Source organism: Rhizobacter sp. P1_G5 (assembly GCF_056405435.1).
Map to the genome: position 1 here is coordinate 1 of NZ_JBFUCB010000017.1, position 25,769 is coordinate 25,769.

At 69.9% G+C, this 25,769-nt stretch carries 24 protein-coding genes and 1 tRNA gene; 14 read left to right on the top strand and 11 right to left on the bottom strand.

Annotated features, from left to right (window positions below):
* The coding region (locus AC1D12_RS02590) for a hypothetical protein (protein ID WP_477838714.1) at nt 1-529 on the top strand (529 nt) is incomplete at its 5' end.
* A gap of 12 nt (nt 530-541) precedes the next feature.
* On the opposite strand, the gene AC1D12_RS02595 is transcribed toward AC1D12_RS02590, so the two are convergent.
* The 7 genes from AC1D12_RS02595 to AC1D12_RS02625 all read right to left on the bottom strand — a co-directional run bounded on the left by AC1D12_RS02595 (nt 542) and on the right by AC1D12_RS02625 (nt 5,155).
* Entirely contained in the window at nt 542-859 is a 318-nt protein-coding gene (locus tag AC1D12_RS02595; protein ID WP_477829255.1) for a type II toxin-antitoxin system RelE/ParE family toxin, read from the bottom strand.
* On the bottom strand, nt 856-1,146 hold the full coding sequence (locus tag AC1D12_RS02600) for a YlcI/YnfO family protein (protein ID WP_477829256.1): 291 nt from the start codon (nt 1,144-1,146) through the stop codon (nt 856-858). Before AC1D12_RS02600 ends, AC1D12_RS02595 begins: the two co-directional genes overlap by 4 nt.
* A gap of 78 nt (nt 1,147-1,224) precedes the next feature.
* Complete coding sequence (locus tag AC1D12_RS02605; protein WP_477838716.1) at nt 1,225-1,599, bottom strand: hypothetical protein; 375 nt, start codon at nt 1,597-1,599, stop codon at nt 1,225-1,227.
* A 90-nt stretch (nt 1,600-1,689) separates the two neighbouring features.
* The gene (locus AC1D12_RS02610; RefSeq protein ID WP_477829389.1) at nt 1,690-2,052 is read right to left on the bottom strand and encodes a hypothetical protein; all 363 of its coding nucleotides are present in this window, start codon (nt 2,050-2,052) and stop codon (nt 1,690-1,692) included.
* A complete protein-coding gene (locus AC1D12_RS02615; RefSeq protein ID WP_477838718.1) occupies nt 2,049-4,223 on the bottom strand; it encodes a toll/interleukin-1 receptor domain-containing protein in 2,175 nt (724 codons plus the stop codon). The genes AC1D12_RS02610 and AC1D12_RS02615 overlap by 4 nt, the downstream gene beginning before the upstream one ends.
* Nucleotides 4,220-4,795, bottom strand: a complete 576-nt coding sequence (locus AC1D12_RS02620; RefSeq protein WP_052211820.1) for a hypothetical protein — start codon at nt 4,793-4,795, stop codon at nt 4,220-4,222. Before AC1D12_RS02620 ends, AC1D12_RS02615 begins: the two co-directional genes overlap by 4 nt.
* Nucleotides 4,796-4,909: 114 nt before the next feature.
* Nucleotides 4,910-5,155 (bottom strand): hypothetical protein, encoded by a 246-nt coding sequence (locus AC1D12_RS02625; RefSeq protein ID WP_156154858.1) that lies wholly within the window; start codon nt 5,153-5,155, stop codon nt 4,910-4,912.
* Nucleotides 5,156-5,272: 117 nt separating this feature from the next.
* Between AC1D12_RS02625 and AC1D12_RS02630 the strand changes: the two genes are divergently transcribed.
* The 6 genes from AC1D12_RS02630 (at nt 5,273) to AC1D12_RS02655 (ending at nt 11,910) form a co-directional block, all read left to right on the top strand.
* Entirely contained in the window at nt 5,273-6,202 is a 930-nt protein-coding gene (locus AC1D12_RS02630) for an alpha/beta fold hydrolase (RefSeq protein ID WP_477827674.1), read from the top strand.
* Nucleotides 6,203-6,279: 77 nt separating this feature from the next.
* A protein-coding gene (gene prfB / locus AC1D12_RS02635; RefSeq protein ID WP_477838720.1) for a peptide chain release factor 2 occupies nt 6,280-7,384 on the top strand; the annotation gives its coding sequence in 2 pieces (ribosomal slippage) (nt 6,280-6,360 and nt 6,362-7,384; 1,104 coding nt in all).
* Nucleotides 7,384-8,046 (top strand): HAD family hydrolase, encoded by a 663-nt coding sequence (locus tag AC1D12_RS02640; protein ID WP_477838723.1) that lies wholly within the window; start codon nt 7,384-7,386, stop codon nt 8,044-8,046. The genes prfB and AC1D12_RS02640 overlap by 1 nt, the downstream gene beginning before the upstream one ends.
* Nucleotides 8,047-8,061: 15 nt before the next feature.
* Nucleotides 8,062-10,761 carry an aminopeptidase N gene (pepN, locus tag AC1D12_RS02645; RefSeq protein WP_477825200.1) on the top strand — a complete coding sequence of 900 codons (2,700 nt, stop codon included), beginning with the start codon at nt 8,062-8,064 and terminating at the stop codon, nt 10,759-10,761.
* Nucleotides 10,758-11,807, top strand: a complete 1,050-nt coding sequence (locus tag AC1D12_RS02650) for a class 1 fructose-bisphosphatase (RefSeq protein ID WP_465113943.1) — start codon at nt 10,758-10,760, stop codon at nt 11,805-11,807. Before pepN ends, AC1D12_RS02650 begins: the two co-directional genes overlap by 4 nt.
* Before the next feature lie 27 nt (nt 11,808-11,834).
* Nucleotides 11,835-11,910, top strand: a tRNA-Thr gene (locus tag AC1D12_RS02655).
* Between the two features lie 78 nt (nt 11,911-11,988).
* Here the strand turns inward: AC1D12_RS02655 and AC1D12_RS02660 are convergent.
* Together AC1D12_RS02660 and AC1D12_RS02665 are read right to left on the bottom strand one after the other, a co-directional pair.
* Entirely contained in the window at nt 11,989-13,560 is a 1,572-nt protein-coding gene (locus AC1D12_RS02660) for a methyl-accepting chemotaxis protein (RefSeq protein ID WP_477825201.1), read from the bottom strand.
* A gap of 211 nt (nt 13,561-13,771) precedes the next feature.
* Nucleotides 13,772-14,188 carry a hypothetical protein gene (locus AC1D12_RS02665; RefSeq protein ID WP_477825202.1) on the bottom strand — a complete coding sequence of 139 codons (417 nt, stop codon included), beginning with the start codon at nt 14,186-14,188 and terminating at the stop codon, nt 13,772-13,774.
* Between the two features lie 323 nt (nt 14,189-14,511).
* Between AC1D12_RS02665 and AC1D12_RS02670 the strand changes: the two genes are divergently transcribed.
* Nucleotides 14,512-15,075 carry an NADPH-dependent FMN reductase gene (locus AC1D12_RS02670; protein ID WP_047505934.1) on the top strand — a complete coding sequence of 188 codons (564 nt, stop codon included), beginning with the start codon at nt 14,512-14,514 and terminating at the stop codon, nt 15,073-15,075.
* Nucleotides 15,076-15,090: 15 nt separating this feature from the next.
* Here AC1D12_RS02670 and AC1D12_RS02675 read toward each other — a convergent pair whose 3' ends face one another.
* Nucleotides 15,091-15,801, bottom strand: coding sequence for an SDR family NAD(P)-dependent oxidoreductase (locus AC1D12_RS02675; RefSeq protein ID WP_465113946.1), 711 nt, complete (start codon nt 15,799-15,801; stop codon nt 15,091-15,093).
* 90 nt (nt 15,802-15,891) lie between these two features.
* On the opposite strand from AC1D12_RS02675, the gene AC1D12_RS02680 reads away from it, so the two are divergent.
* From AC1D12_RS02680 to AC1D12_RS02705, 6 genes are all read left to right on the top strand, one after another.
* The gene (locus tag AC1D12_RS02680; protein ID WP_477838726.1) at nt 15,892-17,784 is read left to right on the top strand and encodes a TOL_0244 family TonB-dependent receptor; all 1,893 of its coding nucleotides are present in this window, start codon (nt 15,892-15,894) and stop codon (nt 17,782-17,784) included.
* 1 nt (nt 17,785) lies between these two features.
* Nucleotides 17,786-18,370: a TOL_0243 family YfiR-like periplasmic protein gene (locus AC1D12_RS02685; protein WP_465113948.1), complete on the top strand. Its 585-nt coding sequence runs from the start codon at nt 17,786-17,788 to the stop codon at nt 18,368-18,370.
* The gene (locus AC1D12_RS02690) at nt 18,367-20,382 is read left to right on the top strand and encodes a sensor histidine kinase, YfiR-like protein-associated (protein ID WP_465113949.1); all 2,016 of its coding nucleotides are present in this window, start codon (nt 18,367-18,369) and stop codon (nt 20,380-20,382) included. The genes AC1D12_RS02685 and AC1D12_RS02690 overlap by 4 nt, the downstream gene beginning before the upstream one ends.
* A gap of 200 nt (nt 20,383-20,582) precedes the next feature.
* Nucleotides 20,583-22,319: a beta-1,3-glucanase family protein gene (locus AC1D12_RS02695; RefSeq protein WP_477838728.1), complete on the top strand. Its 1,737-nt coding sequence runs from the start codon at nt 20,583-20,585 to the stop codon at nt 22,317-22,319.
* 135 nt (nt 22,320-22,454) lie between these two features.
* Entirely contained in the window at nt 22,455-22,997 is a 543-nt protein-coding gene (locus tag AC1D12_RS02700; RefSeq protein WP_477838730.1) for a YfiR family protein, read from the top strand.
* A 14-nt stretch (nt 22,998-23,011) separates the two neighbouring features.
* Nucleotides 23,012-24,940: a putative bifunctional diguanylate cyclase/phosphodiesterase gene (locus AC1D12_RS02705; protein ID WP_477838732.1), complete on the top strand. Its 1,929-nt coding sequence runs from the start codon at nt 23,012-23,014 to the stop codon at nt 24,938-24,940.
* Here the strand turns inward: AC1D12_RS02705 and bla are convergent.
* On the bottom strand, nt 24,937-25,769 hold an 833-nt coding region (gene bla, locus AC1D12_RS02710), incomplete at its 5' end, for a class A beta-lactamase (RefSeq protein ID WP_477838734.1). The two genes, AC1D12_RS02705 and bla, sit on opposite strands and share 4 nt — an antisense overlap.

Below are 25,769 nucleotides of genomic sequence, written 5' to 3' on the forward strand. Positions count from 1 at the left end.
GGGCCTGCGGCTCGCGGCCGGCGACGAGCGCGGCGCGTGGCGCGCTCGCGCGCACCTGGCCGACCTGGCGCTGGCGATGGGCGAGGTCGACGAGGCGGTGTATCTCGGCCACCAGCTGGTCGATTCGCTGCGCAGCAAGCGCGCCCCGGCCACGCTGTGCACCGCGCTGCTGAACCTGATGCATGCGCTGCTGGAGCACGGGTCGGTGGACGAGGCGTTCGCGCTGTCGCACGACGCGCTGCGGCTGGCCGCCGATTGCGGCCTGCTGTGGCAGGCGGCCGACACGCTGGCCTGGCTCGCCGCCTGCCGGGGCGACCTGGACACGGCCGCCGAACTCGCGGGATGGTCGGACGCGGCCTGCCGGCGCCGCGATGAGCCGCGTGCGGCATTGCATGCGCTGCGGCGCGAGAAGGCGCAGCGGCTGATCGGCGCGCTGCCCGCCGCCGCGCTCGAGCGCGCGATGAGCGCGGGCGCCCGGCTCGGCGAGGCCGACATCGTGGCGTTGTGGGACGCGGCAAGGAGCGGCTGAGGCCGCGCAGCCTCAGTGAAAGTCGTCCTCTCGCTGGTGGCGGACGGCCGCGACCACAACGGTTTCTTCATCGATGATCTCGAACAACGCGACGCAGCCGGTGCGGCCGCACGCGATCACGAGTTCGCGCAGGAACGGGCTGGAGGCCGCCTTTCGGCAGGTGAACGGAAACTTCTCCAGTGTCCGCAATCCCCCGGCGATCGCACCGAGGGCTTCTTCTGCCAGGGCCAGGTCGCCATCCTCGCGCGCGAACTCGCGTTCGATGAGGAAATCGCAGAGCCGGTCGAGGTCCTGCTGCGCCTCGCGCGTCAGCAGAACGCGAAAGCTCATCGCTTCGAACGACCCAGGGCCGTCCGGCGGGCCTGCGCACCGGCGAGCTTCTTCTCGAGCCCGCCGATGACCTCGTCCGCACTCACGAACCGGCCGTCGCGCTTCGCGGACTCGAGGGAGGCCAGCCCGCGTGCGATGAACTCCGCTTGCGCGAGGCGGCGGTTGACGCCTTCACGCACGGAAGCCTCGACGAACTGGGACAGGCTTTCTCCGCTCTGCAGCACGCGCTCCAGTTGCTCACGCAACTCGGGTTCGACACGGACGGCAGGAATGGTGGAGGACTTCATGGCCGCCAATGTAATTCATTTGCGACACATCGAGATCCTCTTCGGCACGCCAGCCCGGCGGGCGGCACCGGCGACGGGTCAGCGGGTGTCGTTCTGCACGACCGGGTCGACCGACGCCATGAGCTGGCCGGCGTCGTCGGTCACGTAGACCCGATACGCAAAGGCTCGCCCATCGGAGTTCCTGTTTTCCACGGTCGCAGACCTGCGGTCGGGCACCGAGTATTGCACCGCACCGAACTGATGATCGAGGTCTGGCGACTGCCACTCGATGCCGGTCGGGGACTGGAACTTGTAGCCTGACGACTCAATCTGGAAATTGATCGTCACGATTCCGTTGGCGACGGTCTGCGGGAGGTTCAAGACCTCCGGGCTGACGGTGGTCTTCAGCACGTCCTGATTGTTTTCGTCCTTGACCACATAGGCGAAGACGTGAACTGTGATGGGAAGGCCCATGATGCATAGCTCCTTTGGCGCCGTCGCCGCCGTGCGCGGCGTCCAGCTGGTTGACGAGGTCGAGGTGTGCGGGCTCGCGGCAGCGCCCGATCAGCGGGTGTCGTTCTGCACCACCGGATCGACCGAGCCTCTCCGCTCCTCTTTGCTCGACTTCACGTTGACCGTATAGGGGTACGCCCTGCCGCTGTAGTTCTGGTTCTCGACCATGGCCTGCCTGCGGTCTGAGCTGTACCACGGTTGCCCGAACTGGTTGTCGGTGTCGCCGGTGAACACAATGCCGTTGTCATCGAAGATGACATCCACCGATTCGATCCTGAAGGTGATGGTGGTAGCCCCATCGAAAGGGAGCGCCGGCAGGTTCAGGACTTCGGGCGTTACGTGCGCATCCAGCTCACCGTTTTTGGTCGACGGGCCCACGTAGGCGACGATGCTGACTGTGATGGGAATGCTCATGATGTTTTCTTTCCTTTGGCGCTATTGCCGCCCCGCGCGGCGTCCAGCTGGTTGACGAGATCGAGATAAGCGGGGTGTCGGTACGAGGTGTGCTGGATGCGGTCGACCACCTGCCGGGCCGCCTCGCGATCGCCGAGGCGAAGGCGCACGCGCGCCAGCGTGGTCAGCACCGAGCCGTCGTCCAGTGCGGCGAAGGGTTGCAGCAACTCGGCCGCGCGGGCCCAGGCCGCCCGGGCCGCGGCAGGGTCGCCGTCGGCCTGCAGGTTGCCCAGTGTCTCGGCGGCGGTCGCCATCACCACGGTGAGGTTCACGCGGCCCAGCGTGCCCTTCGCCACCACCGACGACGACATGGACAGGTAGGCAGCGAGCTGCGACACCAGCGCCGCACGGTCCGCCGGCGCCAGCAGCGCCGAGTACGCGAGCGCACGCCCCTTCAGGTCGACCGAGTAGCGTGGCGAGGCGGGGCTGACGCCGTCCAGCCCCTTGGCGCAATCGACCGTGGCCGCGAGGCCGGCCGCGGCTTCGGCGGCGCGCGCCATCGCCAGGTCGACCTCCACCATGCGCAGCCGCGCGAAGCAGGCGTCGCCGCGCCAGAACAGGTTGGCCGGGTCTTCCTCGGCCAGCCGCTCGGCGATCGCGAGGCTCTCGCGTCCGCTCGCCTGCGCGTCGGCGAGATGGCCCATGTCGAGCTGGTGGCGGCTGATCGTGTTCAGCGCGCTGACGATGCCGCGCTGCGCCGTCTTGTTCTTGCCCCCGCCCGGCATCGCGCGGAACAGCGCGAGCTGCTGCTGCGTGTCCTTCAGCGCCGCCTCGTACTGGCCGAGTTGCTCGTGCGCGCTCGACAGGAAGCCATGGTTCTGCGCCAGCTCGAAGCCCAGCTCGGCGCGCTGCGGCAACAGCCGCTTCAGCACCGTGCCCGCGGCCTCCAGCGACACGATGGCCTCGGCCGGCCGCTCGGTGCCCAGCTGCACCGCGCCGAGGTTGACGTACGCGAAGGCCTCTTCGGCCTGCCAGTCGATGTTCGACGGGTCCAGCTTCGTCAGGCGCTCGCTCAGTTCGAGGTAGCTGCGGAAGTTCGCCTCGGCCGTCCTGCCGTCAGCCCGCTTCCACGCCGCATAGCCGACCCAGAACATGCTCTGCGCATGGTCGAAGATGCGCTGCCCGTCGTTCGGGAACTGCGCGGCGAGGCGCTGCGTCGTCGCGGCCGCCTGCTCGAACGCGGCCTGCGCCTCGGCCGGGTTGCCGCGCAGGTCGCGGATCTCGCCGATCAGGTGCATCGCGCGCGAGCGGTGGCCGAGCGCCGTCGCGTCCAGCCGGTCGGCTTCCTGCGAGCCGTAGTACGCGAGGGCCTTCTCGCCCACCGAATCCAGCACCTCCAGCCGGCCCACCGGCTCGAGCTTCTTGCGCAGGTCACCGAGCATGAACTCGATCAAGCCCTCGGCCTGCGCCCGCTGGTGCTGCGCCTCGTTGCGCGCGCGCACCGCCAGCACGGCCAGCAGCGCGAACACGACGACGCCGACCGCCGAGGCCGAAGCGATCCCCGCCAGCCAGCGCAGCCGGCGCTGCGTGTCGCGCTGCACCAGGTCGTCGAAGCCGACGCCGACCATGCCGGCCAGCAGCTTCAGCGCGGCGCGGCGCGGGCCGTCGCCCTCGGCGCGCTGGTCGGCGGCGATCGGCTCCAGCGGTTCGCCCGCGGCCTGCCCGTCGGCGGTCAGCGCAAAACGCAGCGCGGGCGGGAAACACTCGCTCGCCTCGCGGCCCGGCGTGTTGCTCGCGAACGGTTCGCCCGATGCGATCAGCGCCAGCACGCGGCCCTCGCCGTGCAGCCGCTTGAATTCGATGATCTCGCGGTTGACCCACGGCGAACGCGCCGCGTCCGGAGAGCAGACGACGATCAGCCAGCGGCTGGCCGCGAGCGCCTCCTGCACGCTCGCCTTCAGGTCGGCACCGGCGTTCAGCTCGTCGCGGTCGCGGAACAGCGGCAACAGGCGCGCCGGCACCGGCCCGTGCGGCGTCGCGCGCCCGACCAGCCGGCGCGGTACGCGGTAGGTCTCCAGCTGCCGCTGCAGCCGGCGCGCCACGGCCTTGTCGTGGTGGCTGTAGCTGATGAACGCCCCGTAGCGGGGCGAAGGATCGGTCGTCGAGAGGGCCGGCGTGTCCACGGCGCTCATCGCCGCGTATCCCTCAGGTGCGCCAGCATCGCATCGAGCCCGCGCCGGTCGCAGCGCTGCTCCACCGGGCCACCGGCGCGCGACCACAGCAGCCGCGGGCGCTGGCGCGGCCGGGTCGACAGGTGCAGCACCGGGATGCGGCGGCGGAAGGCTTCGTCGACCACGTCGGCCGTGCCGCCGGTGCCGCGCGACGGCGCGCCGTCCCACAGCGCGAGCAGCAGGTCGGCCTGGTCCAGCAGCGCATGGCCGGCGCGCAGGTAGCTGCGCCCGGCGACACCCAGCGGCCCGCGCAGCTCGGTGATGCGCGCCGCATCGCCCAGCAGCGCACGGTACTCGCGGCGCGATGCGCTGTTGCGGAAGCCGCGCGCGTACTCGTCGCGCGGGCGCGGCAGCACCGCATGCAGCGTGTAGCCCACCCGCAGGCCGAGCCGTGCGAGGTGGCGGTCGCTGCCCTCGGCCAGGTTGGACAGCAGCACCGGCTCGATGCAGCGCGACGCGCTCGCCAGGTGGGCAAGCAGCGGCTCGATCTGCGGCGTGATCAGGTCCAGCTGATGTTGTGAAATGCGATTCAATCGATGCCCCGTGACACCGACGTGCAGGCCCCTCGCCGGCAGCCGCGGGTGGCACGGCGCCGGCATCACGACTCCCTCGGGCTCCCTCACGTCGCTACTGCAGAACAGCACAGGTCAGTCCAGTTTTTCCTTCACGGCGGACATGGCCTCGCCCCCGAGCATAGGGCGCGATGACCCCGTGCCGGATGACTGCACGGTGCGCGCCATGCCGGCAGCGGTCGGAAGTGCGCAGGAAATCACGAGTGGCGCCGGCGTGGCGAGTGCATGAAAGCCCGCGAACAGCGCCGCAACCCCGAGAACGGCTGCAGCGAAGCGCAGCTGGGGCGTGTGCAGGAAGGAGGTCGGGCGCGTCGTTTTCATGGTCCGCATGGTCGGCGGCGCAGTGGCTCGCCGTCCTGAAGCGCGGCTGAATTMTCCTGAAGGTGCTGTCCCTGGCCGGACAGCCGGCGCGCCCGCGAACTCCTAACATCGGACGCCATGTCGTCCGCACCCTACCTCCCGCAGCGCCCCGGCCGCAGCCGTTTCGTCGACCTGCGCGGCCTGCGCTGCCACCTGCACGAATGGGGCGATGCGGCCCAGGCCACCGCCGAGCGGCCGACGCTCGTGATGCTGCACGGCTGGATGGACGTCGGTGCGTCGTTCCAGTTCGCCGTCGATGCGCTGGCGGCGATCGAGGGCGACGGGCGCCACGTGGTGGCACCGGACTGGCGCGGCTTCGGCCTGAGCGACCCGGGCGGCACCGACTGCTACTGGTTCCCCGACTACCTGGGCGACCTCGATGCGCTGCTCGACGGGCTGGCCGGCCCCGGCGAGCCGGTCGACCTGCTCGGCCACAGCATGGGCGGCAACGTCGCGATGGTGTATGCCGGCGTGCGGCCCGAGCGCATCCGCCGGCTCGTCAACCTGGAAGGCTTCGGCCTGCCGGCCACGCGACCGGCCCAGGCGCCCAAGCGCTACCTGCAGTGGCTGGACGAGCTGAAGCAGCCGGTGGAACTGCGCCCGTACGACAGCCTGGCCGCGGTCGCCGAGCGGCTGCGCAAGACCAACCCGCTGCTGCGCGAGGACCGCGCGGCCTGGCTGGCCGGCCACTGGTCGCGCCAGGCCGAGGACGGACGCTGGCACATCCTCGGCGACCCGGCCCACAAGCGCGCCAACCCGGTGCTGTACCAGAAGGACGAGGTGCTGGCCTGCTGGCAGCGCATCGCCGCGCCGCTGCTGTGGGTCGAGGGCGACCGCACCGACGTCTCGAAGTGGTGGGGCGACCGCTACCCGCGCAGCGACTTCGACGCCCGCCTGGCGCTGGTGCCGCAGGCCGAGCGCCAGGTGCTGTCGCCGGCCGGGCACATGCTGCACCATGACCAGCCCGAAGCGCTCGCCGCCCATCTGGCACGCTTCCTCGGCGCCTGACCGGCCGCCCTGCCCGTGCGGGCATGCCGTGCGTGCGAAAATCCCGCGATTCACAAAACACACACGGGAACTGCACCATGGACGTCGAACACATCAATGCCATCGGCAACACCCTGGCCGACCTGACCGAGCGCACGGTCGGCCTCCGGGGGTATCTTTGACTACGATCGCAAAGCACTGCGACTGAACGAGGTCAACGCCGCGCTCGAGAATCCCAAGGTCTGGGACGAACCGAAGCGCGCGCAGGAGCTGGGGCGCGAGAAGCGCACGCTCGAGCAGGTCGTCGAGACCATCGACCACCTGACCGGCAACCTGGCCGACAACTCCGAGCTGTACGAGATGTCGAAGGCCGAGGGCGACACCGACGGCCTGCAGGCCATCGAGGCCGAGACCGCCAAGCTGGCGGAGATCGTCGACGGGCTCGAGTTCCGCCGCATGTTCAACAACCCGGCCGACCCGCTCAACTGCTTCCTCGACATCCAGGCCGGCGCCGGCGGCACCGAGGCCTGCGACTGGGCCGGCATGCTGCTGCGCCAGTACCTGAAGTACGCCGAGCGCAAGGACTTCAAGGCGACGGTCGAGGACCAGTCCGACGGTGAAATCGCCGGCATCAAGAGCGCCACCATCAAGGTCGAGGGCGAGTACGCGTTCGGCCTGCTGCGCACCGAGACCGGCGTGCACCGCCTGGTGCGCAAGAGCCCGTTCGATTCCGCCGGGGGCCGCCACACCAGCTTCGCCAGCGTGTTCGTCTACCCCGAGGTCGACGACACGATCGAGATCGASATCAACCCGTCGGACGTGCGCACCGACACCTTCCGCGCCAGCGGYGCCGGCGGCCAGCACATCAACAAGACCGACTCGGCGGTGCGCCTCACGCACATCCCGACCGGCATCGTCGTGCAGTGCCAGGACGGCCGCAGCCAGCACAGCAACCGCGACGTGGCCTGGAAGCGGCTGCGCTCGCGCCTGTACGACCATGAGATGCGCAAGCGCATGGAAGAGCAGCAGAAGCTGGAAGACACCAAGACCGACGTCGGCTGGGGCCACCAGATCCGCAGCTACGTGCTCGACCAGAGCCGCATCAAGGACCTGCGCACCAACGTGGAGATCTCCAACACCCAGAAGGTGCTGGACGGCGACCTCGACCAGTTCATCACCGCCAGCCTGAAGCAGGGCATCTGATGACGCAGCTGAAGGCCCTGCTCTTCGACCTGGACGGCACGCTGATCGACAGCATGCCGCACCACCACGACGCCTGGGTCGAGTGGCACCGCCGGCGCGAGCTGACCATCGACGCCGAGCGCTTCTTCCTGGAGACGGCCGGGCGCAGCAACGTCGAGATCTTCACCGACATGCTGCCCGGCCGCAGCACCGATGACTACGCCGCACTCGCCGCCGAGAAGGAGGCGATCTACCGCGACATCGCCGCCACGCGGCTCGGGTTGATCGCCGGCACGCACGAGCTGCTCGACCGCGCCGCCGGCCTCGGCTTGAAGCTCGCGGTGTGCACTGCGTCGACGCCGCAGAACATCGCGCTCGCCTACGAACGCTTCGGCATCGGCGACAAGGTGCAGACCACCGTCAGCCCGGCCGACGGCCTGCGCGGCAAGCCGCACCCGGACATCTTCCTCGAGGCCGCGAAGCGCCTCGGCGTGGACCCGGCCGAGTGCCTGGTCTTCGAGGATGCGCCGCTCGGCGTCGAGGCCGCGCGCCGCGCCGGCATGAAGGCCGTCGCGCTGACCACGACGATGGCCGCCGCCGCCTTCGCCGGGTTCGACAACGTCGTCGCCGTCGTGCCCGACCTGCTCGACATCCGGCTCACCCTTCCGATCCATCAGCCCTGACGAAAGAAGAACACCATGCGTGAAGGCACTGCCCCGCTGATCCGCCGCGAGGACTACACCGCCCCGGCGTTCTGGATCCGCACCGTCGACCTGACGTTCGACCTCGACCCGGCGAAGACGCTGGTCATCAACCGCATGACGATGGAGCGCAACACCGCGCTGCCGCCGCAGCCGCTGCGCCTGCACGGCGAAGACCTGACGCTGACGCGCGTGCTGGTCAACGGCGAATCGGTGTCGTTCCGCCATGAAGACGGCATGCTCGTGATCGACAGCCTGTCGGACGTGCCGGCCGGCGAGTTCACGCTCGAGATCCGCAACACCTGCGCGCCCGAGAAGAACACGCAGCTGTCGGGGCTGTACACCTCGGGCGGCGGCTTCTTCACGCAGTGCGAGGCCGAGGGCTTCCGCCGCATCGCCTATTTCCTCGACCGCCCGGACGTGATGGCGGTCTACACCGTGACGCTGAAGGCCAGCAAGAAGGCCTACCCGGTGCTGCTGTCGAACGGCAACCTGGTGCAGCAGGGCGAGCTCGACAACGGCCGCCACTTCGCGAAATGGCACGACCCGTTCCCGAAGCCGAGCTACCTGTTCGCGCTGGTCGCGGCCGACCTGGTGGCGCGCGAGCAGCACGTGCGCACCCGCTCGGGCAAGGACCACCTGCTGCAGGTGTACGTGCGCCGCGGCGACCTCGAGAAGACCGAGCACGCGATGAACTCGCTGATCGCGAGCGTGGTGTGGGACGAGGCCCGCTTCAAGCTGCCGCTCGACCTCGAGCGCTTCATGATCGTCGCGGTCGGCGACTTCAACATGGGCGCGATGGAGAACAAGGGCCTGAACATCTTCAACACGAAGTTCGTTCTCGCCAACCCGGCGACCGCCACCGATGTCGACTACGCCGGCATCGAGAGCGTGGTCGGCCACGAGTACTTCCACAACTGGACCGGCAACCGCATCACCTGCCGCGACTGGTTCCAGCTGAGCCTGAAGGAAGGCCTGACGGTCTTCCGCGACCAGGAATTCAGCATGGACATGGCCGGCAGCCCGACGGCCCGCGCCGTCAAGCGCATCGAGGACGTGCGCCAGCTGCGCCAGATGCAGTTCCCCGAGGACGCCGGCTCGATGGCCCACCCGGTGCGCCCGGACAGCTACGTCGAGATCAACAACTTCTACACCGCCACCATCTACGAGAAGGGTTCGGAAGTGGTGCGGATGATGCAGACGCTGGTCGGCCGCGAAGGCTTCGCGCGCGGCATCACGCTGTACTTCGCGCGCCACGACGGCCAGGCCGTGACCTGCGACGACTTCGCGCAGGCCATCGCCGACGCCAACCCCGACAGCGAACTCGCGAAGCACCTGCCGCAGTTCAAGCGCTGGTACAGCCAGGCCGGCACGCCGCGCGTCAACGCACGCGGCCGCTACGACGCGCCGAGCCGCACCTACACGCTGGGCATCGAGCAGAGCTGCCCGGCGTCGCCAGGGCAGGCGGTGAAGGAGTCGTACGTGATCCCGGTCGCGATGGGGCTGCTCGGCCGCGACGGCCAGCCGCTCGCGCTGCAGCTCGAGGACGAGCCGGCCGCCGGCGGCACCGAGCGCGTGCTGGTGCTGCATGAATCGCGCAGCTTCTTCACCTTCGTCAACGTCGACGTCGAGCCGGTGCCGTCGTTGCTGCGCGGCTTCTCGGCGCCGGTGGTGCTGATCGACCACCTGTCCGACGAAGACCTGCTGGTGCTGCTGAAGCACGACAGCGACCCGTTCAACCGCTGGGAAGCCGGCCAGCGCCTGGCGCTGAACCGCCTGCTGGCGGCGGTGGCGAGCGAGCAGCCGCAGCAGCCGCTGGACGCCGCCTTCATCGAGGCGATGCGCGCGGTGCTGCGCCACCCGGCGCTCGATGCCGCCTTCAAGGAACTCGCGCTGACGCTGCCGAGCGAGACCTACGTCGCCGAGCAGCTGAACGTGGTCGATCCGCAACGCATCCATGCGGCGCGCGAATCGATGAAACTGCAGCTCGCGCAGGCCTTGCGCGACGACTGGCAGTGGGCGTTCGAGGCCCACCAGGTGCGCGGCGGCTACTCGCCCGACCCGGTGTCGGCCGGCAAGCGCGCGCTGGCCAACCTGGCGCTGGCCATGCTGTGCCTGGACGCGACCCGCCACGGCGACGCCGTGTGGCCGGGCCGCGCCTACCAGCGCTTCAAGGACGCCGGCAACATGACCGACCGGCTGGGCGCGCTGGCGGCGCTGGTGCATGCGCATGCCGAGCTGGCCGAGCCGGCGCTGCAGCGCTTCCACGAGATCTTCAAGGGCGAGCCGCTGGTCATCGACAAGTGGTTCGCGCTGCAGGCCGGTGCCCCCGAGAAGGACGGCCGCGTGTTCACCCGCGCGAAGCAGCTGCTGCAGCACCCGGACTTCTCGCTGAAGAACCCGAACCGCGCGCGCAGCCTGATCTCGGCGCTGTGCATGCTGAACCCGGCCGCCTTCCACCGCAGCGATGCGGCCGGCTACGTGTTCTGGGCCGACCGGATGATCGAGCTCGACAGCCTGAACCCGCAGCTCGCCGCGCGCGTCGCCCGCGTGATGGACCGCTGGAGCAACCTGGCCGAGCCATACCGCACCGCGGCAGGCGAGGCGCTGAAGCGCGTCGCGGCGAAGGCCGACCTGTCGAACGACGTGCGCGAGATCGTCGGCCGGGCGCTGCAATCCGGCGAGGGCGCAGCATGACGCAGCGCCTGACCCCGAAGCGCATCAGCCTGACGCAGTACCTGATCGAGCAGCAGCGCAGCCACGGCAACATCCCGGCCCAGCTGCGCCTGCTGATCGAGGTGGTGGCGCGCGCCTGCAAGCGCATCAGCATCAGCGTCAACAAGGGCGCGCTCGGCGGCGTGCTCGGCAGCGCCGAGACCGAGAACGTGCAGGGCGAGATGCAGAAGAAGCTCGACATCATCGCCAACGAGGTGCTGATCGAGGCCAACGAATGGGGCGGCCACCTCGCGGCGATGGCCAGCGAGGAGATGGAGGGCATCTACGTGGTGCCCAACCGCTTCCCGCAGGGCGAGTACCTGCTGCTGTTCGACCCGCTCGACGGCTCGAGCAACATCGACGTGAACGTCAGCATCGGCACGATCTTCTCGGTGCTGAAGAAGCCGGAGAGCAGCGTGGGCACCGGCGTAGGCGTCAGCGAAGCCGACTTCCTGCAGCCCGGCTCGCAGCAGGCGGCCGCCGGCTACTGCGTGTACGGCCCGCAGACGATGCTGGTGCTGACGGTGGGCGACGGCGTCGCGATCTTCACGCTCGACCGCGAGGAAGGCGCCTGGCTGCTGACGCAGGACGGCGCGAAGATCCCGGAAGACACGAAGGAATTCGCGATCAACATGAGCAACCTGCGGCACTGGGCGCCGCCGATGCAGCGCTATGTGGAGGAATGCCTGGCCGGCAGCACCGGCCCGCGCGGCAAGGACTTCAACATGCGCTGGATCGCCAGCATGGTGGCCGACGTGCACCGCATCCTGACGCGCGGCGGCGTGTTCATGTACCCGTGGGACCGCCGCGAGCCGAAGAAGGCCGGCAAGCTGCGGCTGATGTACGAGGCCAACCCGATGGCCTTCATCGTCGAGCAGGCCGGCGGCGCGGCGACCAACGCGGGCCAGCGCATCCTCGACCTGCAGCCGACCGCGTTGCACGAACGCGTCAGCGTGATCCTGGGTTCGAAGAACGAAGTTGAGCGCGTCACGGCCTATCATTGCGAACCTGACCGCGAAAACGGCTGAAACCCGAGCTATACTCGCTGGCTTCACGCCGGTGTAGCTCAGTTGGTAGAGCAGCGCATTCGTAATGCGAAGGTCGGGAGTTCGACTCTTCTCACCGGCACCAACATCGCTGGTCCCTCCGGGGGCCGGATCAAGAAAAGCCGCTTCACAGCGGCTTTTTTTGTGCCCGTTTGATTCCGGTTCAGGCCGGCATCGCCGCTGGCCCGCCGCTCAGCTTGAACACCGCGACCGCGTCCACCAGCATCCGCGCCTGCTGCTTCAGGCTCTCGGCCGCCGCCGCGCCCTCTTCGACCAGCGCCGCGTTCTGCTGCGTCGCCTGGTCCATCTGCGAGACCGCCTCACCGACCTGCGACACGCCCGAGCTCTGCTCGACCGCCGCCTCGCTGATCTCGGCCACGATGTCGCTGACGCGCTGGATCGCGGTGACGATCTGCTGCATCGACTGCCCGGCGTGATCGACCAGCGTCGTGCCCTGCTCGACCTGCGCGACGCTGTGGCCGATCAGCGCCTTGATCTCCTTGGCCGCCGCTGCACTGCGCTGCGCCAGCGTGCGCACCTCGGCGGCCACCACCGCGAAGCCGCGGCCCTGTTCGCCGGCCCGAGCTGCTTCCACCGCGGCATTCAGCGCCAGGATGTTGGTCTGGAATGCGATGCCGTCGATCACGCCGATGATGTCGACGATCTTCTTCGACGACGCCTGGATGCCGCGCATCGTGTCGACCACCCGGCCCACGGCCGTGCCGCCGTCGGTTGCCGCGCCGGACGCAACCAGCGCCAGCTGGTTGGCTTGGCGCGCGTTGTCGGCATTGCTGCGCACTGTCGCGTTCAGCTCTTCCATCGTCGCGGCGGTCTGCTGCAGCGCACTCGCCTGCTCCTCGGTGCGCTGGCTCAGGTCGAGGTTGCCCTGCGCGATCTGCGAGCTGGCGGTGGCGACGCTCTCGGCATTGCCGCGCACGCTGCCGACGATCTGCACCAGGCTGTCGCGCATGCGCTGCAGCGCCCGCAGCAGGTGGCCGGTTTCATCGTGGGAGTCGATCTTCAGCGTCGTGCTGAGGTCGCCCTCGCTGACCTGGTCGGCGAGCACCGCGGCCTGCTTCAGCGGGCGCACGATCGAACGCGTGACGGCCCAGGCGATCAGCGCACCGAACGCCGCGGCCAGGCCGGCCAGCCCGAGCATCAGCAGGCTGTCGGCGCGGGCCGCCGCCTGGATGTCGCTCGCCACCTGGCGCATCTCCTGCTGCTGCGCCTCGACCAGCGCATCCACGGCCTTGAAGTAGGCGTTCTGCATCGGCCGCACGTCGGCCAGCAGGAATTTGGTCGCCGCGGCATCGTCGTCGGCGAAGCCGAGCGCGATCGCCTTGTCGACCGCCTGCTCGTACGGCGGCAGGGTCTGCGACACCGTCTTCAGCAGCTCGCGCGTCGAGGCGCTGTGCACCGTGGCTTCGAGCCCGGCGACGATCTCGGCATTCTTCGCGCGCATCTCCTCGATGCGCTTCCGCTCGGCCTGCATGACCGCCTTGTCCGACAACAGCACGATGTTGCGCACGCCGCGCGCGATCACGTTCTGGTTGTCCTTCATGTGCGACAGCTGGACGACCTTGTCCATCTCGTCGCGTGTCAGGTCGCCGACCTGCTGGCTGATCGTCGCCATCTGCTGCCGGGCCGCCAGCGCCATCGCGACCGCCACCATGATCGTGATCAGGAAGCCGGCGCCGAGCCGTTTGCCGATCGTGAAGTTGCCGAGGAAGTTCATCGTGGTCATCCTGAGGACGCTGCGGCGGGAGGCCACTACCAGCGTACTGAAGGCGATATCGACGACGGATAGACCGGCTTGAAGCAGACAAACGTCCCGTATTGCGCAGGCTTGCACACCCGGTCCGCCCATGCGAAACGCCCCGCGCGGCATTCACCGACACGGGGCGTAGGGCGTTTCCCTTCCGGCAGCGGCCTCCAGGCCGCCGCGCTCACTGGGCCGAACGCGAGGCGGCGCGCTGGGCGCTCAGGTGGTTGGTCGCCTCGACGTTGTAGCCAGCCAGTTCGCCCTGGCTCACCGAGCGGCCGATCAGCTTCATGCGCTGTTCGAACTGCTGCTGCGCGCTGCCGGCGAAGGTGTCGCCGGCGACGGCCGGCGCCGAGGTTTCGCCGAAGGCCGGCGTGCGGCCGATCAGGCTCATGCGGGCGGCGTGGGCAGCGCGCTGTTCGGCAGCGGTCTGCAGCTTGCCGGTGTTGCTGTCGACGAATTGCGCCGGGGCTTGTTCGCCGGCCTGCGGCGTGCGGCCGATCAGGCGCATTCTTTCGGCATACGACGAGGTCTCGGCCAGCGCTGCGCCGTGGGCGGCGGCAAGGGCGAGGGAGGCGGCGATGAGAAGCTTGCTGTTCATGATGAGTTCCTTGAGCTTGAAGGTGGCAATGAAAGGTTGGATGGAGCTTGTTTCTTGCGGGTCGCCACGCCTTCATCGCGTGTCCGGCTCGTTCGAACTCGACGGGTCGTCTGGTAGGAGACAAAGCATCGATGGGATGAACTCTAGTGGTTAACCCTGAATTCATCGACGGGCGTTTGGTGAATTGATCATTGCCTCGATCGCAACAATGAGCGCGATCCACAGACTTGAAATCCGGAAGTGCCTCCAAGGGGAGGTGCCGCGCCGCACGGCGCGGAGTAGCCTGCGGGCTCGCATCCCGCTCACTTCAAGGAGAACACCGCATGGCCAGCACCTCCCCGCTCGACGTCGTCGCGATCGTCGGCAGCCTGCGGCGCGCGTCATTCACGCGCGCGCTGGTGAACGCATTCACGCCGATCGCGCCGCCCGCGCTGAAGATCGAGATCGTCGGCATCGGCGAGCTGCCGCTCTACAACGAGGATGCCGAGGCCGATCCGCCCGCCGCCTGGAAGGCCTTTCGCGAGCGCGTCTCGCGCGCCGACGCGGTGCTGTTCGCGACACCCGAGTACAACCGCTCGATGCCCGGTGGGCTGAAGAACGCGATCGACGTCGGCTCGCGCCCCTATGGCAAGAGCGTCTGGTCGGGCAAGCCTGCTGCCGTGGTGAGCTGCTCGCCCGGCGCGATCGGCGGCTTCGGCAGCAACCACCACCTGCGGCAGTGCCTGGTGTTCCTCGACATGCCGGTGCTGCAGCAGCCCGAGGCCTACATCGGCAACGTCGCGAAGCTGCTCGGGCCGAACGGCGAGATCAGCGACGAGAAATCACGCGAGTTCTGCACCCAGCTGCTGCAGAAGTTCGAGGCCTGGATCCAGCGCCAGCGGCGCTGACCGGCCCGGCGGGCCTCAGTGCCCGCCGCGCACCGGGAGGGCGGCGCCGTGGATGGCGCGCGCCTCGTCGCTGCACAGAAATGCGATGACGCGCGCAATGTCCTGCGGCGCGGTCCAGGTGCTGAAGTCGGCCTGCGGCATCGCGCTGCGGTTGGCCGGCGTGTCGATGGTGCCGGGCAGCACCGAGTTGGCGCGTACGCCGCTGCCGCGCAGCTCGTCGGCCAGCGTGGCCATCAGCGAGAGCACCGCGGCCTTCGACGCCGCATAGAGCCCCGAGCCCGCTGCCGGGCCCAGCCCCGACATCGCGGCCACGTTGACGATGGCCCCGGCGCCTTGCGTGCGCATCGCCGGCACCACGGCGCGCAGCAGCGCATGCATGGCCCGCAGGTTCATGCCGATCATCTGCTCGAGGACCGCGCCGTCCTGCTCCCACAGCGGCGCACCGCCGGCATAGCCGCCGATCGCGTTGACCAGCGCATCGATGCGCCCGTGGCGTTGCAGGCACGCGTCGACCGCCTGCCGCACCGCGGCCTCGTCGCCGGCATCCAGCTCGATCCCCTGCACCGCCACCGCGCCGGGCCGCAATTGCTTCAGCAGCTCGTCGAACGAGCGGCGCTGGCGGTAGCTGACGATCACGCCCGCGCCCGCATCGACGAAGGCTTGCGTGACGGCGCTGCCGAGCGCGCCGGTGCCACCGGCTACGAGGACGATCGCGGGACGGTTCATCGTGGGCTCCTTGAAAAGAGAGCKGATTCTCGCCGCAACCCAGGGCAGTTGCGGCTCGACAGCCGTGCCCGGAAGTCTTAGGCTGCAGCGATGGGAGTCAAGATCGCCGCCGCCAGCGCGGCCCTGTGCTTTGCGGCGTCGGCGGTCCAGGCGGCGGATCCGGGCTTGACCGATCTCTCGATCGAAGAGCTCGCCAACCTGCAGATCACCTCGGTGTCGCGCCGTGCCGAGCGGCTGAGCGATGCCGCCGCCGCGGTCTACGTCATCACCCCCGAGGCGATCCGGCGCTCCGGGGCCACCTCGCTGCCGCAGGCGCTGCGGCTGGCGCCCAACCTGCAGGTGGCGCAGGTCAACGCCAACCAGTACGCGATCAGCGCGCGCGGCTTCAACAACGCCATCGGCAACAAGCTGCTGGTGCTGATCGACGGGCGCACCGTCTACACGCCCTTCTTCTCCGGCGTGTTCTGGGACCAGCAGGACCTGCTGCTGGAAGACGTGGAGCGCATCGAGGTGATCAGCGGCCCGGGCGCGACGCTGTGGGGCTCGAACGCGGTGAACGGCGTGATCAACGTCATCACGCGCGCCGCCTCCGGGACACAGGGCGTGCTGGCCGTGGCCGACGCCGGCACCGACGAGGGCCGGCTGGCCGCCCGCTACGGCGGCACGCTGGGCGAGCTCGGGCACTTCCGCCTGTATGGCAAGCGCTCGCACCTGAGCCCCACCCGGACCGCGGCCGGCACCGAAGCGACCGACCGCTGGGACATGCAGCAGGCCGGGTTCCGCGCCGACGGGTCGGCCGGCAGCGACGACTGGACGCTGCAGGGCGACATCTACCGCGGCATCTCCGATGCGCAGTTCTTCGTCGGGCTGATCAACGCGGGCCGGCTCGAAGCCGCCGGCGCCAACCTGCTGGGCCGCTGGACGCACCGCTTCGACGGCGACTCGAGCCTGCGGCTGCAGGCCTACTACGACCGCAGCAAACGCGACGACCCGGTGTCGTACCGGCCGCAGGAGCGCATTGCCGACATCGAGGCCCAGCATGCGCTGCGCCTGGGCGCGCACCAGCTCGTGTGGGGCGGCGGCTACCGGCGCGCCAGCGACGACGTGCAGCCCGGCGTCGTCTTCGGCTTCGTGCCGGCGAGCCGCACGCTCCACTGGACCAACCTGTTCCTGCAGGACGGCATCCGCATGGGCGACACCGTCGACCTGACGCTCGGCGCCAAGCTGGAGCACAACGACTACACCGGCACCGAAAAGCTGCCCAGCGCACGCCTGGCCTGGAAGCCGGCGCCGCAACAGCTGCTGTGGGGCGCCGTCTCGCGTGCGGTGCGTGCACCGGCCCGCCTCGATCACGACCTCCGGGTGCCACCGCCGCCGCGGCCGGTCTACATCATCGGCGACGGCTCGAGCTTCATCTCCGAGGTGGCCACCGTCTTCGAACTCGGCTGGCGCGAGCAGCTGGGCGCGCAGCTCAGCTGGTCGGTCGCCGCCTTCCACACCCGCTGGAGCCGCCTGCGCAGCGGCCAGCCGCCGCCGAACGCGCAGGTGCAGAACATGATCGACGGCAGCACCCGGGGCATCGAAGCCTGGGCCGACTGGCGACCGGTGCCGCGCTGGCGGCTGAGCGCCGGTTTCACGCTGCTGCTCGAGGACCTGCAGGTGATGCCGGGCAGCACCGACCCGGTCGGCCCGCGTGTGCTCGGCAACGATCCGCACCACCAGTGGTCGCTGCGCAACAGCATCGACCTGACGCCGACGCAGGAACTCGACATCGACGTGCGCCGCGTCGCCGCGCTGCCCGCCCCGCAGGTGCCGGCCTACACCGCCTGGGATGTGCGCTACGGCTGGCGGCCGCGCGCCGACCTGCTGCTGGCGCTGGTCGGCCGCAACCTGTTCCAGCCCTCGCATGCGGAGTTCGGCGACCCGGGTCCCCGCAGCGAGATCGCGCGCAGCGCGCTGCTGCAGGTGACCTGGACGTATTGACGTGGGCGCGGTGGTGGCAGCCGACCCGCCGCGCCGCCTCGGGCGCCGGCGCGTGCTCGGCCTCCCGTTGCTGTTTGCCCCGTGGTTGGCCGTGCCCTGCGCCGCCCAGTCGCCGGGCAGTGCCGCCGAGTACCAGATCAAGGCCGCCTACCTCTACAAGTTCCTCGCGTACATCGAGTGGCCGCCGCAGGCCTTCGAGCGCGAGCACGCGCCGATCACGATCGGCGTGCTCGGCTCGGAGCTGCTGGCCGGCGAGCTCGCGCAGGCCGTCTCCGGGCGCGAGGTCAACGGCCACGACATCGTGGTGCGCCGGCTGCGCGCCGGCGACACGGCGAGCGGCCTGCACGTGCTGTTCATCGGCCGCAGCGACAGCGCGCGGGTCGCGCAGATCACCGCGGCCGTCAAGGGCCAGCCGCTGCTGATCGTCAGCGAGTCCGACGACGCCTTCGCGCTCGGCAGCGCGATCAACTTCCTGGTCGTCGACGACAAGGTGCGCTTCGACGTGGCGCTGCGCCCTGTCGAGCAGGCCGGCCTGAAGGTCAGCTCGCGCCTGCTGGCGGTGGCCCGCAAGGTGAACACGCCATGACGATGCGCGGCACCCGCTCGCTGCGCGCCAAGCTGATCGGCATCGTGCTGCTGACGACGCTGCCGGCGGTCGCGGTCGCACTCGCCGCGCTGGTCGCCTACGACCTGCGGGCCTACCACCAGGCCTGGATCAGCGACATCGGCACGCAGGCCGAGCTGATGGGCCGCACCACCGCGCCGGCACTCGCCTTCGACGATGCCAAGGCGGCGGGCGAGAACCTCGGGCTGCTGCGCTTCCGGCCGCAGGTGCATGCGGCGGCTCTGTACAACGCGCGCGGCAAGCTGTTCGCGTCGTATGCGGCGACGCCGCAGCAGTCGCGCTTTCCGCCGCATCCCGAAGCCGACGTGGAGCGCGTCGACGGGCGCGACCTGGTCATCTTCCGCCGCGTCGTCAGCGGCGGCGAGTTCCTGGGCACCGTCTACCTGCGTGCCGACTACGAGCTGTACGACCGCTTCCGCGATTACGCCGGCATCGCCGCCGCCGTGGCGGTGCTGGCCATGCTGCTGGCCTGGCTGATCTCGCGCTGGCTGCAGTCCATCGTCACGCGCCCGATCCTCGCCATCGGCCAGGTGGCGCGCGAGGTGGTCGACCAGCGCGACTACTCGCGGCGTGCCGAACGCATCAGCGACGACGAGGTCGGCGTGCTGGTCGATTCGTTCAACCGCATGATGGCCGAGGTGGAGCGGCATGCGCTCGACAACCAGCAGGCGCTGCTGAAGATCGAGCAGGAGATCGCCGACCGGCGCCAGGCGCAGCAGGAGGTGATGCGCTTCAACGAGCAGCTGGAGAGCCGGGTCGGCGAACGCACCGCACAGCTCGAGGCGTCGAACCGCGAGCTGGCGCTCGCAACCGAGGCGGCGGAGAAGGCCAACCGCGCGAAGTCGGAGTTCCTCTCCAGCATGAGCCACGAGTTGCGCACGCCGCTCAACGCGATCCTGGGCTTCGGCCAGCTGCTGGAATCCAACGCCCATGCGCTGCCCGACACCAAGCGCGTCGAGTTCACGCAGCAGATCCTGAAGGCCGGGCGGCACCTGCTGAACCTGATCAACGAGATCCTCGACCTGGCGCGCATCGAATCGGCCAACCTGATGCTGTCGCTGGAGCCGGTGGGCCTGGCCGACATGCTGCGCGAATGCGAGACCATGATCAGCCCGGCGGCCGACCAGCGCGGCATCCGGCTGTTCTTCCCCGACGACAGCGGCCTGAGCGTGATCGCCGACCGCACGCGGCTCAAGCAGGTGCTGCTCAACCTGCTGTCGAACGCCGTCAAGTACAACCGCGAGCGCGGCACGGTGGTCGTGGAATGCACGGCGCTGGCCGACGAGCGGGTGCGCATCTCGGTGCAGGACACCGGCAGCGGCCTGCGGCCGGAGCAGCTCGCGCTGCTGTTCCAGCCCTTCAACCGCCTGGGCCAGGAAGCTGGCAACGTCGAGGGCACCGGCATCGGCCTGGTGGTGACGAAGCGGCTCGTCGAGCTGATGGGCGGACGCATCGAGGCGAGCAGCACCGCCGGCATCGGCAGCGTGTTCGCGATCGAGCTGCGCGCGGCGCACGAGATGCCGCCCAGCGCACCGTCCACCGGCCACGGCGAGCTGCGCAGCGGCCTCGCGCCCGACGACCAGGACGACACGCCGCTGCTGCTGTACGTGGAGGACAACCCGGCCAACCTGCAGCTCGTCAGCGAGATCGTCGCGCTGCGCGGCGACATCCGGCAGATGTCGGCACCGGATGCGCAGCTCGGCATCGAGCTGGCCCGCGCGCACCGGCCGCAGATCATCCTGATGGACATCAACCTGCCGGGCCTGAACGGCAAGGATGCGCTGGGCGTGCTGCTGGCCGACCCGGCCACCGCCCACATCCCGGTGATCGCGCTGACCGCCAACGCGATGGCCGGCGACGTGGCGCGCGGCCTCGCGGCCGGCTTCTTCCGCTACGTGACCAAGCCGATCGCGATCGACAAGCTGAACAAGGCGATCGACGACGCGCTCGCGCGGGTCGCCGACGACCGCTGACCCCACCGCGCACTTGCAACCGATTGTTCGACGCAATGAATGCCCATCGCCCGGGCATTCATGAAAGCGCTTTCTCATCTTGTTGCAAAGCGCCGCCCCGCCGCAGCCCGCCCGCTTCGAGAATGCCCGGGCACTGCCGGCGCGGCCGGTGGAAAGACACCTTCGAGGGAGTGAGCATGTCGGGCACAAGAAGAGGATTCATGGGATGGCTGGTGGCGGCGTTCGCCGCGCTGGCCTGCTTCGCGGCACCGGCCGGCGCGGCCGACTTCACGCAGGGCGTGACCAGTTCGGGCAGCACCGCGACGATCTGGTTCAAGTCGAGCGTCGCGACCACCTGGGTCGACGTCCACTACCAGGTCAACGGCGGCGCGCAGCAGAACCTGCGCATGGGCTACAACAGCGCGGCCGCGCGCTACGAGCAGGTCGTGACCGGCGTCGCGTCGGGCAACACGCTGGGCTATTTCTTCACCTACAACAACGGCGCGCCGGCCTATGACTCGGCACGCTTCACCGCCACGGTGGGGGGCGGCACGACGACGCCGCCGCCCGCGGCCAGCGGCGCGATCTGCTTCTACGAGCATGTCGACTACCAGGGCGCCTCGTTCTGCGCCGATGCCGACAGCAGCTGGATCGGCAGCACCTGGAATGACCGCGCCTCGTCGGTCAAGGTCAGGAGCGGCTACCAGGTCGACCTGTTCGACGACATCAACTACGGCGGCCGCAAGCTCACGCTGAGCGCCGACACGCCCAACCTCGTGAACGTGAACTTCAACGACATCGTGTCGTCGTTCCGCGTGCGCCAGGGCAACGGCGGCGTCGACCTGCCGGTGGGCAACGGCGTGATGACGATCAAGCTGGTGAACGGCACCAACGGCGCGTTCGCCGACAACCAGGTCTACTGGTCGATCATCGGCTACAACCCGGACACCAAGGTGCTGTCGCACGTCGATGCGAGCGGCCGCCTGATCCCGGCCGCGGTCGCCGACAACGACGCCGCCAACCGCGTCGCGAAGAACGGCCAGAACTATGCGAACTACTTCAACAAGCTGAGCGACGCCGGCTGGGTCTCGATCCCGAAGATCGATTCGGGCCGCATGTTCATCAGCCTCGGTTCGCCGATGTTCATCAAGATCAACGTCGCCGGCGACGGCCGCCTGGGCTTCGCCGGGCCCGACCTCGGCAACCCGGGTGACCCGAACCAGGACGTGAACTTCGAGTGGATCGAGTTCACCGTCGACAACAGCGGCTACCACGGCAACACGACGCGCGTGGACCAGTTCGGCTTCCCGATCAAGACGCGCCTGCTCGGCAAGGACGGCTACGACCGCACGCTGGGCGACAACGCGTCGCGGGCGCAGATCTTCGCCGACTTCGAGGCGCTGCCGCAGGCCGAATTCCGCGCGCTGGTGCAGCGGCCCTACCGCATCATCGCGCCGGCCAAGTCGGTGTTCGGCGCCGGTCGCGCGCAGGGCAACTACTTCGCGTCCTACGTCGACCAGGTGTGGAGCCGCTACGCCGGCACCGACCTGGTGTTCAGCGCCGAGGCCGGCACCTTCCGCGGCCGCGTGATCGGCAACGACTTCGTGTTCTCGAAGGACGGCGGCCCGCAGAACCTGTACATCCGCGGCAAGCCGACGACGCAGGGCATCCTCGAGGCGTCCGGCAACCTGGCGAGCGGCAATTCGCAGGAACTGGTGGTGCAGGCGCAGATCGCCGCCGCGTTCAACCGCCACCTGCTGATCAGCGTCGACCCGTCGCAGTGGAGCAATTCGTCGGCGTACTACCCGGCCGGCCCTGCCAACTACTACGCGAAGTTCTGGCATGACCACAGCATCGACGGGCTGGCGTACGGCTTCGCCTACGACGACGTGCGCAGCAAGAGCACGCTGCTGGAGCACCCGACGCCGCGCGGCATGATCGTCACGGTGGGCTGGTAAGCCCGCAGGCCCATCCGCAGGCTTGTGCCGGTACGCGTGTCCCGCGGCCGGCGCTCAAGCAGGCCCGGGCCGGGCCGATAAGAAAAGGCGCCGTCCGCATGTCGCGGGCGGCGCCTTTTTCGTTCTGCCCGCGCCGTGAATCGCCTTCCCTTCCCGGTCCTCCGGTTGCCGCCCCGCCTGCTGGCCGCGCTCGCCGGCGCAGCGCTGTGGTGCGCCGGCATGCCGGCCACGGCACAGGGCGACGAGGCCGAGCAGAAGGCGACCCTGGTCTTCAACCTGCTGCTGTTCGTCGACTGGCCGGTCGACGTGCTGCCGCCCCAGGCGCCGGCGCTCGCGCTGTGCATCGACGGCGCGAGCCCGCTGCAGCCGRYGGTGAAGGCGCTGGAGGGCCGCATCGTGCGCCACTGGCGCCTCGACGTGCGCGAGCTCTCGTCCGCCGGCAGCTGGTCGGCCTGCCATGCCGCGCTGCTGGACAGCCCGTCGAACGCGCCGGTGCGTCCGCCGGTCGGCACCTTGCTGATCTCGGATGGCGACGCCGCGCCATCGGTGCGTGCCGCGGTGGCGCTGCACCGTTCCGGCAGCCGTGTCGTGTTCGACATCGACCTCGCGACCGTCCGCGAGTCGCGCCTGCAGGTCAGCTCGAAGCTGCTGCGCGTCGCCCGGCGGGTGACCGAATGACAGGCGGGCGAATGATGAGCCTCATCGAGCGCCGCCGCGATCCGTTCCGCGTGCAGCCGGGGCCGCAGCTCGGGCGCCGGCTGATGCGCGCGGTGGCGCTCAGCGTCAGCACCGCGCTGCTGGTGGCCGGGCTCAGCTTCGACGCCTACGTGTACTTCTCGCTGCGCAGCGCGATGGCCGACGACCTGACCGCGCAGGCGCACATCGTCGCCGACAACAGCTCGGCGGCGGTGCTGTTCGGCGACAGCGGCGGCGCCGCGCAGACGCTCTCCGGCCTGCAATCGTCCGAGGCCATCGAAAGCGCCTCGCTGCACGACCTGCAGGACCGCATGGTCGCCGCCTACGGCGCACCCGGCCTGCGCACGCAGCGCGTCGACCCCGCGCCGCTGCCGCCTTCGCTCGCGAGCGAAGGCCACCGGTTCGCGCAGAACCGCCTGCAGGTGCGCGTGCCGGTGCGCGAGGGCGACCGCGTGGTCGGCCACGTGCTGCTGAGCGCGAGCCTGCGCCCGCTGTACGAGCGCGTCGCCGCCTTCGTCGCGATCACGCTGGTGGTGAGCCTGGTGTCGTTCGCGCTGGCGTATGCGCTCGCGATCGGCATCCGCCGGCAGATCGAGGGCACCGAGAAACGCCTGGACTACCTCGCCCACTACGACCCGGTCACCGGGCTGCCGAACCGGCATGCCGCCAACGAGCAGATCCAGCGGCTGATCGCGACGGTCGGCCGCACCAGCGAGGGCTTCGGCCTGCTGCTGCTCGACCTCGACGACTTCAAGCTCGTCAACGACACGCTCGGCCACGGCGTCGGCGACGAGCTGCTGCGCGCGCTGGCCGGGCGCTTGACCAAGTTCATGCGGCCGACCGACGTGGCGTTCCGCTTCGGCGGCGACGAGTTCGTGATCCTGTCGCCGCGCGTCGTCGACCCGGTGCAGCTGCAGGCGCTCGCGAACGCGGCGATGCGTGCGTTCGACGAGCCGCTGACGGTGGGCGCGCAGCTGCTGCGGGTGCGCGGCAGCGCCGGTGTCGCGCTGTACCCGAACGATGCGCCCGATGCGGCCTCGCTGGTGCTGGCCGCGGACACCGCGATGTACGAGGCCAAGCGCATGGGCAAGAACACCTTCGCGCTGTTCCAGCCCCGCATGCTGAACGACACGACGCGGCGCGTGCAGCTCGAAGCCGACCTGCGCGAGGCCGTCTCGCACCAGCAGCTGCGGCTGCTGTACCAGCCGATCGTCGACCTCGCCACGCAGCGGCTGGTGGGCGTGGAGGCGCTGCTGCGCTGGRAGCATCCGCSGCKCGGCCWGGTKTCGCCGGYCGAGTTCATCCCGATCGCCGAGGCCAGCGGGCTGATCGTCGACATCGGCCAGTGGGTGCTGCATGCCGCGTGCCGGCAGATCCGCAGCTGGCACGACGGCGGGCAGCGGCTGCACGTGGCGGTGAACGTCTCGGCGCTGCAGATCCGGCGCGGCATCCAGGCGCAGATCGATGCGGCGCTGCGCGCGTCGGGCGCCGACCCGCGCGCGCTGCAGATCGAGATCACCGAGCATTCGATGGTCGAGGACCTCGCGAGCAACGTCGCGCAGCTCGAAGCCGTGCGCGCGCTCGGCATCCAGGTGGCGGTCGACGATTTCGGCACCGGGCTGTCGTCGCTCGCGTACCTGAAGCGGCTGCCGATCGGCAAGCTGAAGATCGACCGCGCCTTCGTGAAGGACCTGCCGGACAGCAGCGACGATGCGGCGATCGCGTCGGCCATCATCTCGATGGCGCACAGCCTGTCGCTGACCGTCGTCGCCGAAGGCATCGAGACGGCGGCGCAGCGCGACTTCCTCGCCACGCAGCACTGCGATTTCGCGCAGGGCTTCCTGTACAGCAAGCCGGTGAGCGTGCAGGCGATCGACGCGATGCTCGCCTCGGGGCGCGTCCTGCCTGCACTCGCTGCCCCCTAGGCGACTCGCGCCGCAGCCTCGCGCGCCACGGCCGCCAGCGCGGCGTTGAGGCGCTTCGCATCGGCCTGGCTGTCCGTCAGGTAGGCGGTGATGACCAGCGGCGCGCGGTTCGGCGGCCACACCACCGCCACGTCGTTGGTGGTGCCGCGCGCGCCGGTGCCGGTCTTGTCGGCGGCGCGCCAGTCGGGCGGGAGCCCGGCGCGCAGGCGATCGGTGCCGGTGCGCACCGCCTCCATCCACGCCACCAGCCGCGCGCGCGAGGCCTCGGAGAGGGCCTTGCCGAGCAAGGCACTTTGCAGCGCGATCGCCATCGAGCGCGGCGTCGTCGTGTCGCGCGGATCGCCGGGGCGGGCTTCGTTCAGCGCCGGCTCGGTGCGGTCCAGCCGCGTCTGCGTGTCGCCCAGCGTGCGCGCGTAGCGCGTGATCGCGGCCGGCCCGCCGAAGCTCGCGAGCAGCAGGTTGGCCGCGGCGTTGTCGCTGACCAGCACGGCCGCTTCGCACAGCTCGGCGATGCTCATGCCGTTGCCGCCGACGTGCTTTTCGCTGACGGGCGAGTGGCTGACCAGCATCTCGCGGCGCACCGCGACGCGGCGGTCCAGCCGCTCGATGCCGGCGTCGACGCGCTGCAGCGCCAGCGCCGCGGCCAGCCATTTGAAGGTGCTGCACATCGGGAAGCGCTCGCCGAGGCGGTGGCCGTCGAAGCGGCCGGTGGCGGTGTCGAGCACCGCGATGCCGAGCCGGCCGCCGGACTCGGCCTCGATCGCCGCCCAGCGGGGGTCGGGTGCCTGCTCCAAGTTTTTCTGGGTGGCGTGTGCGGGCACCACGGCGC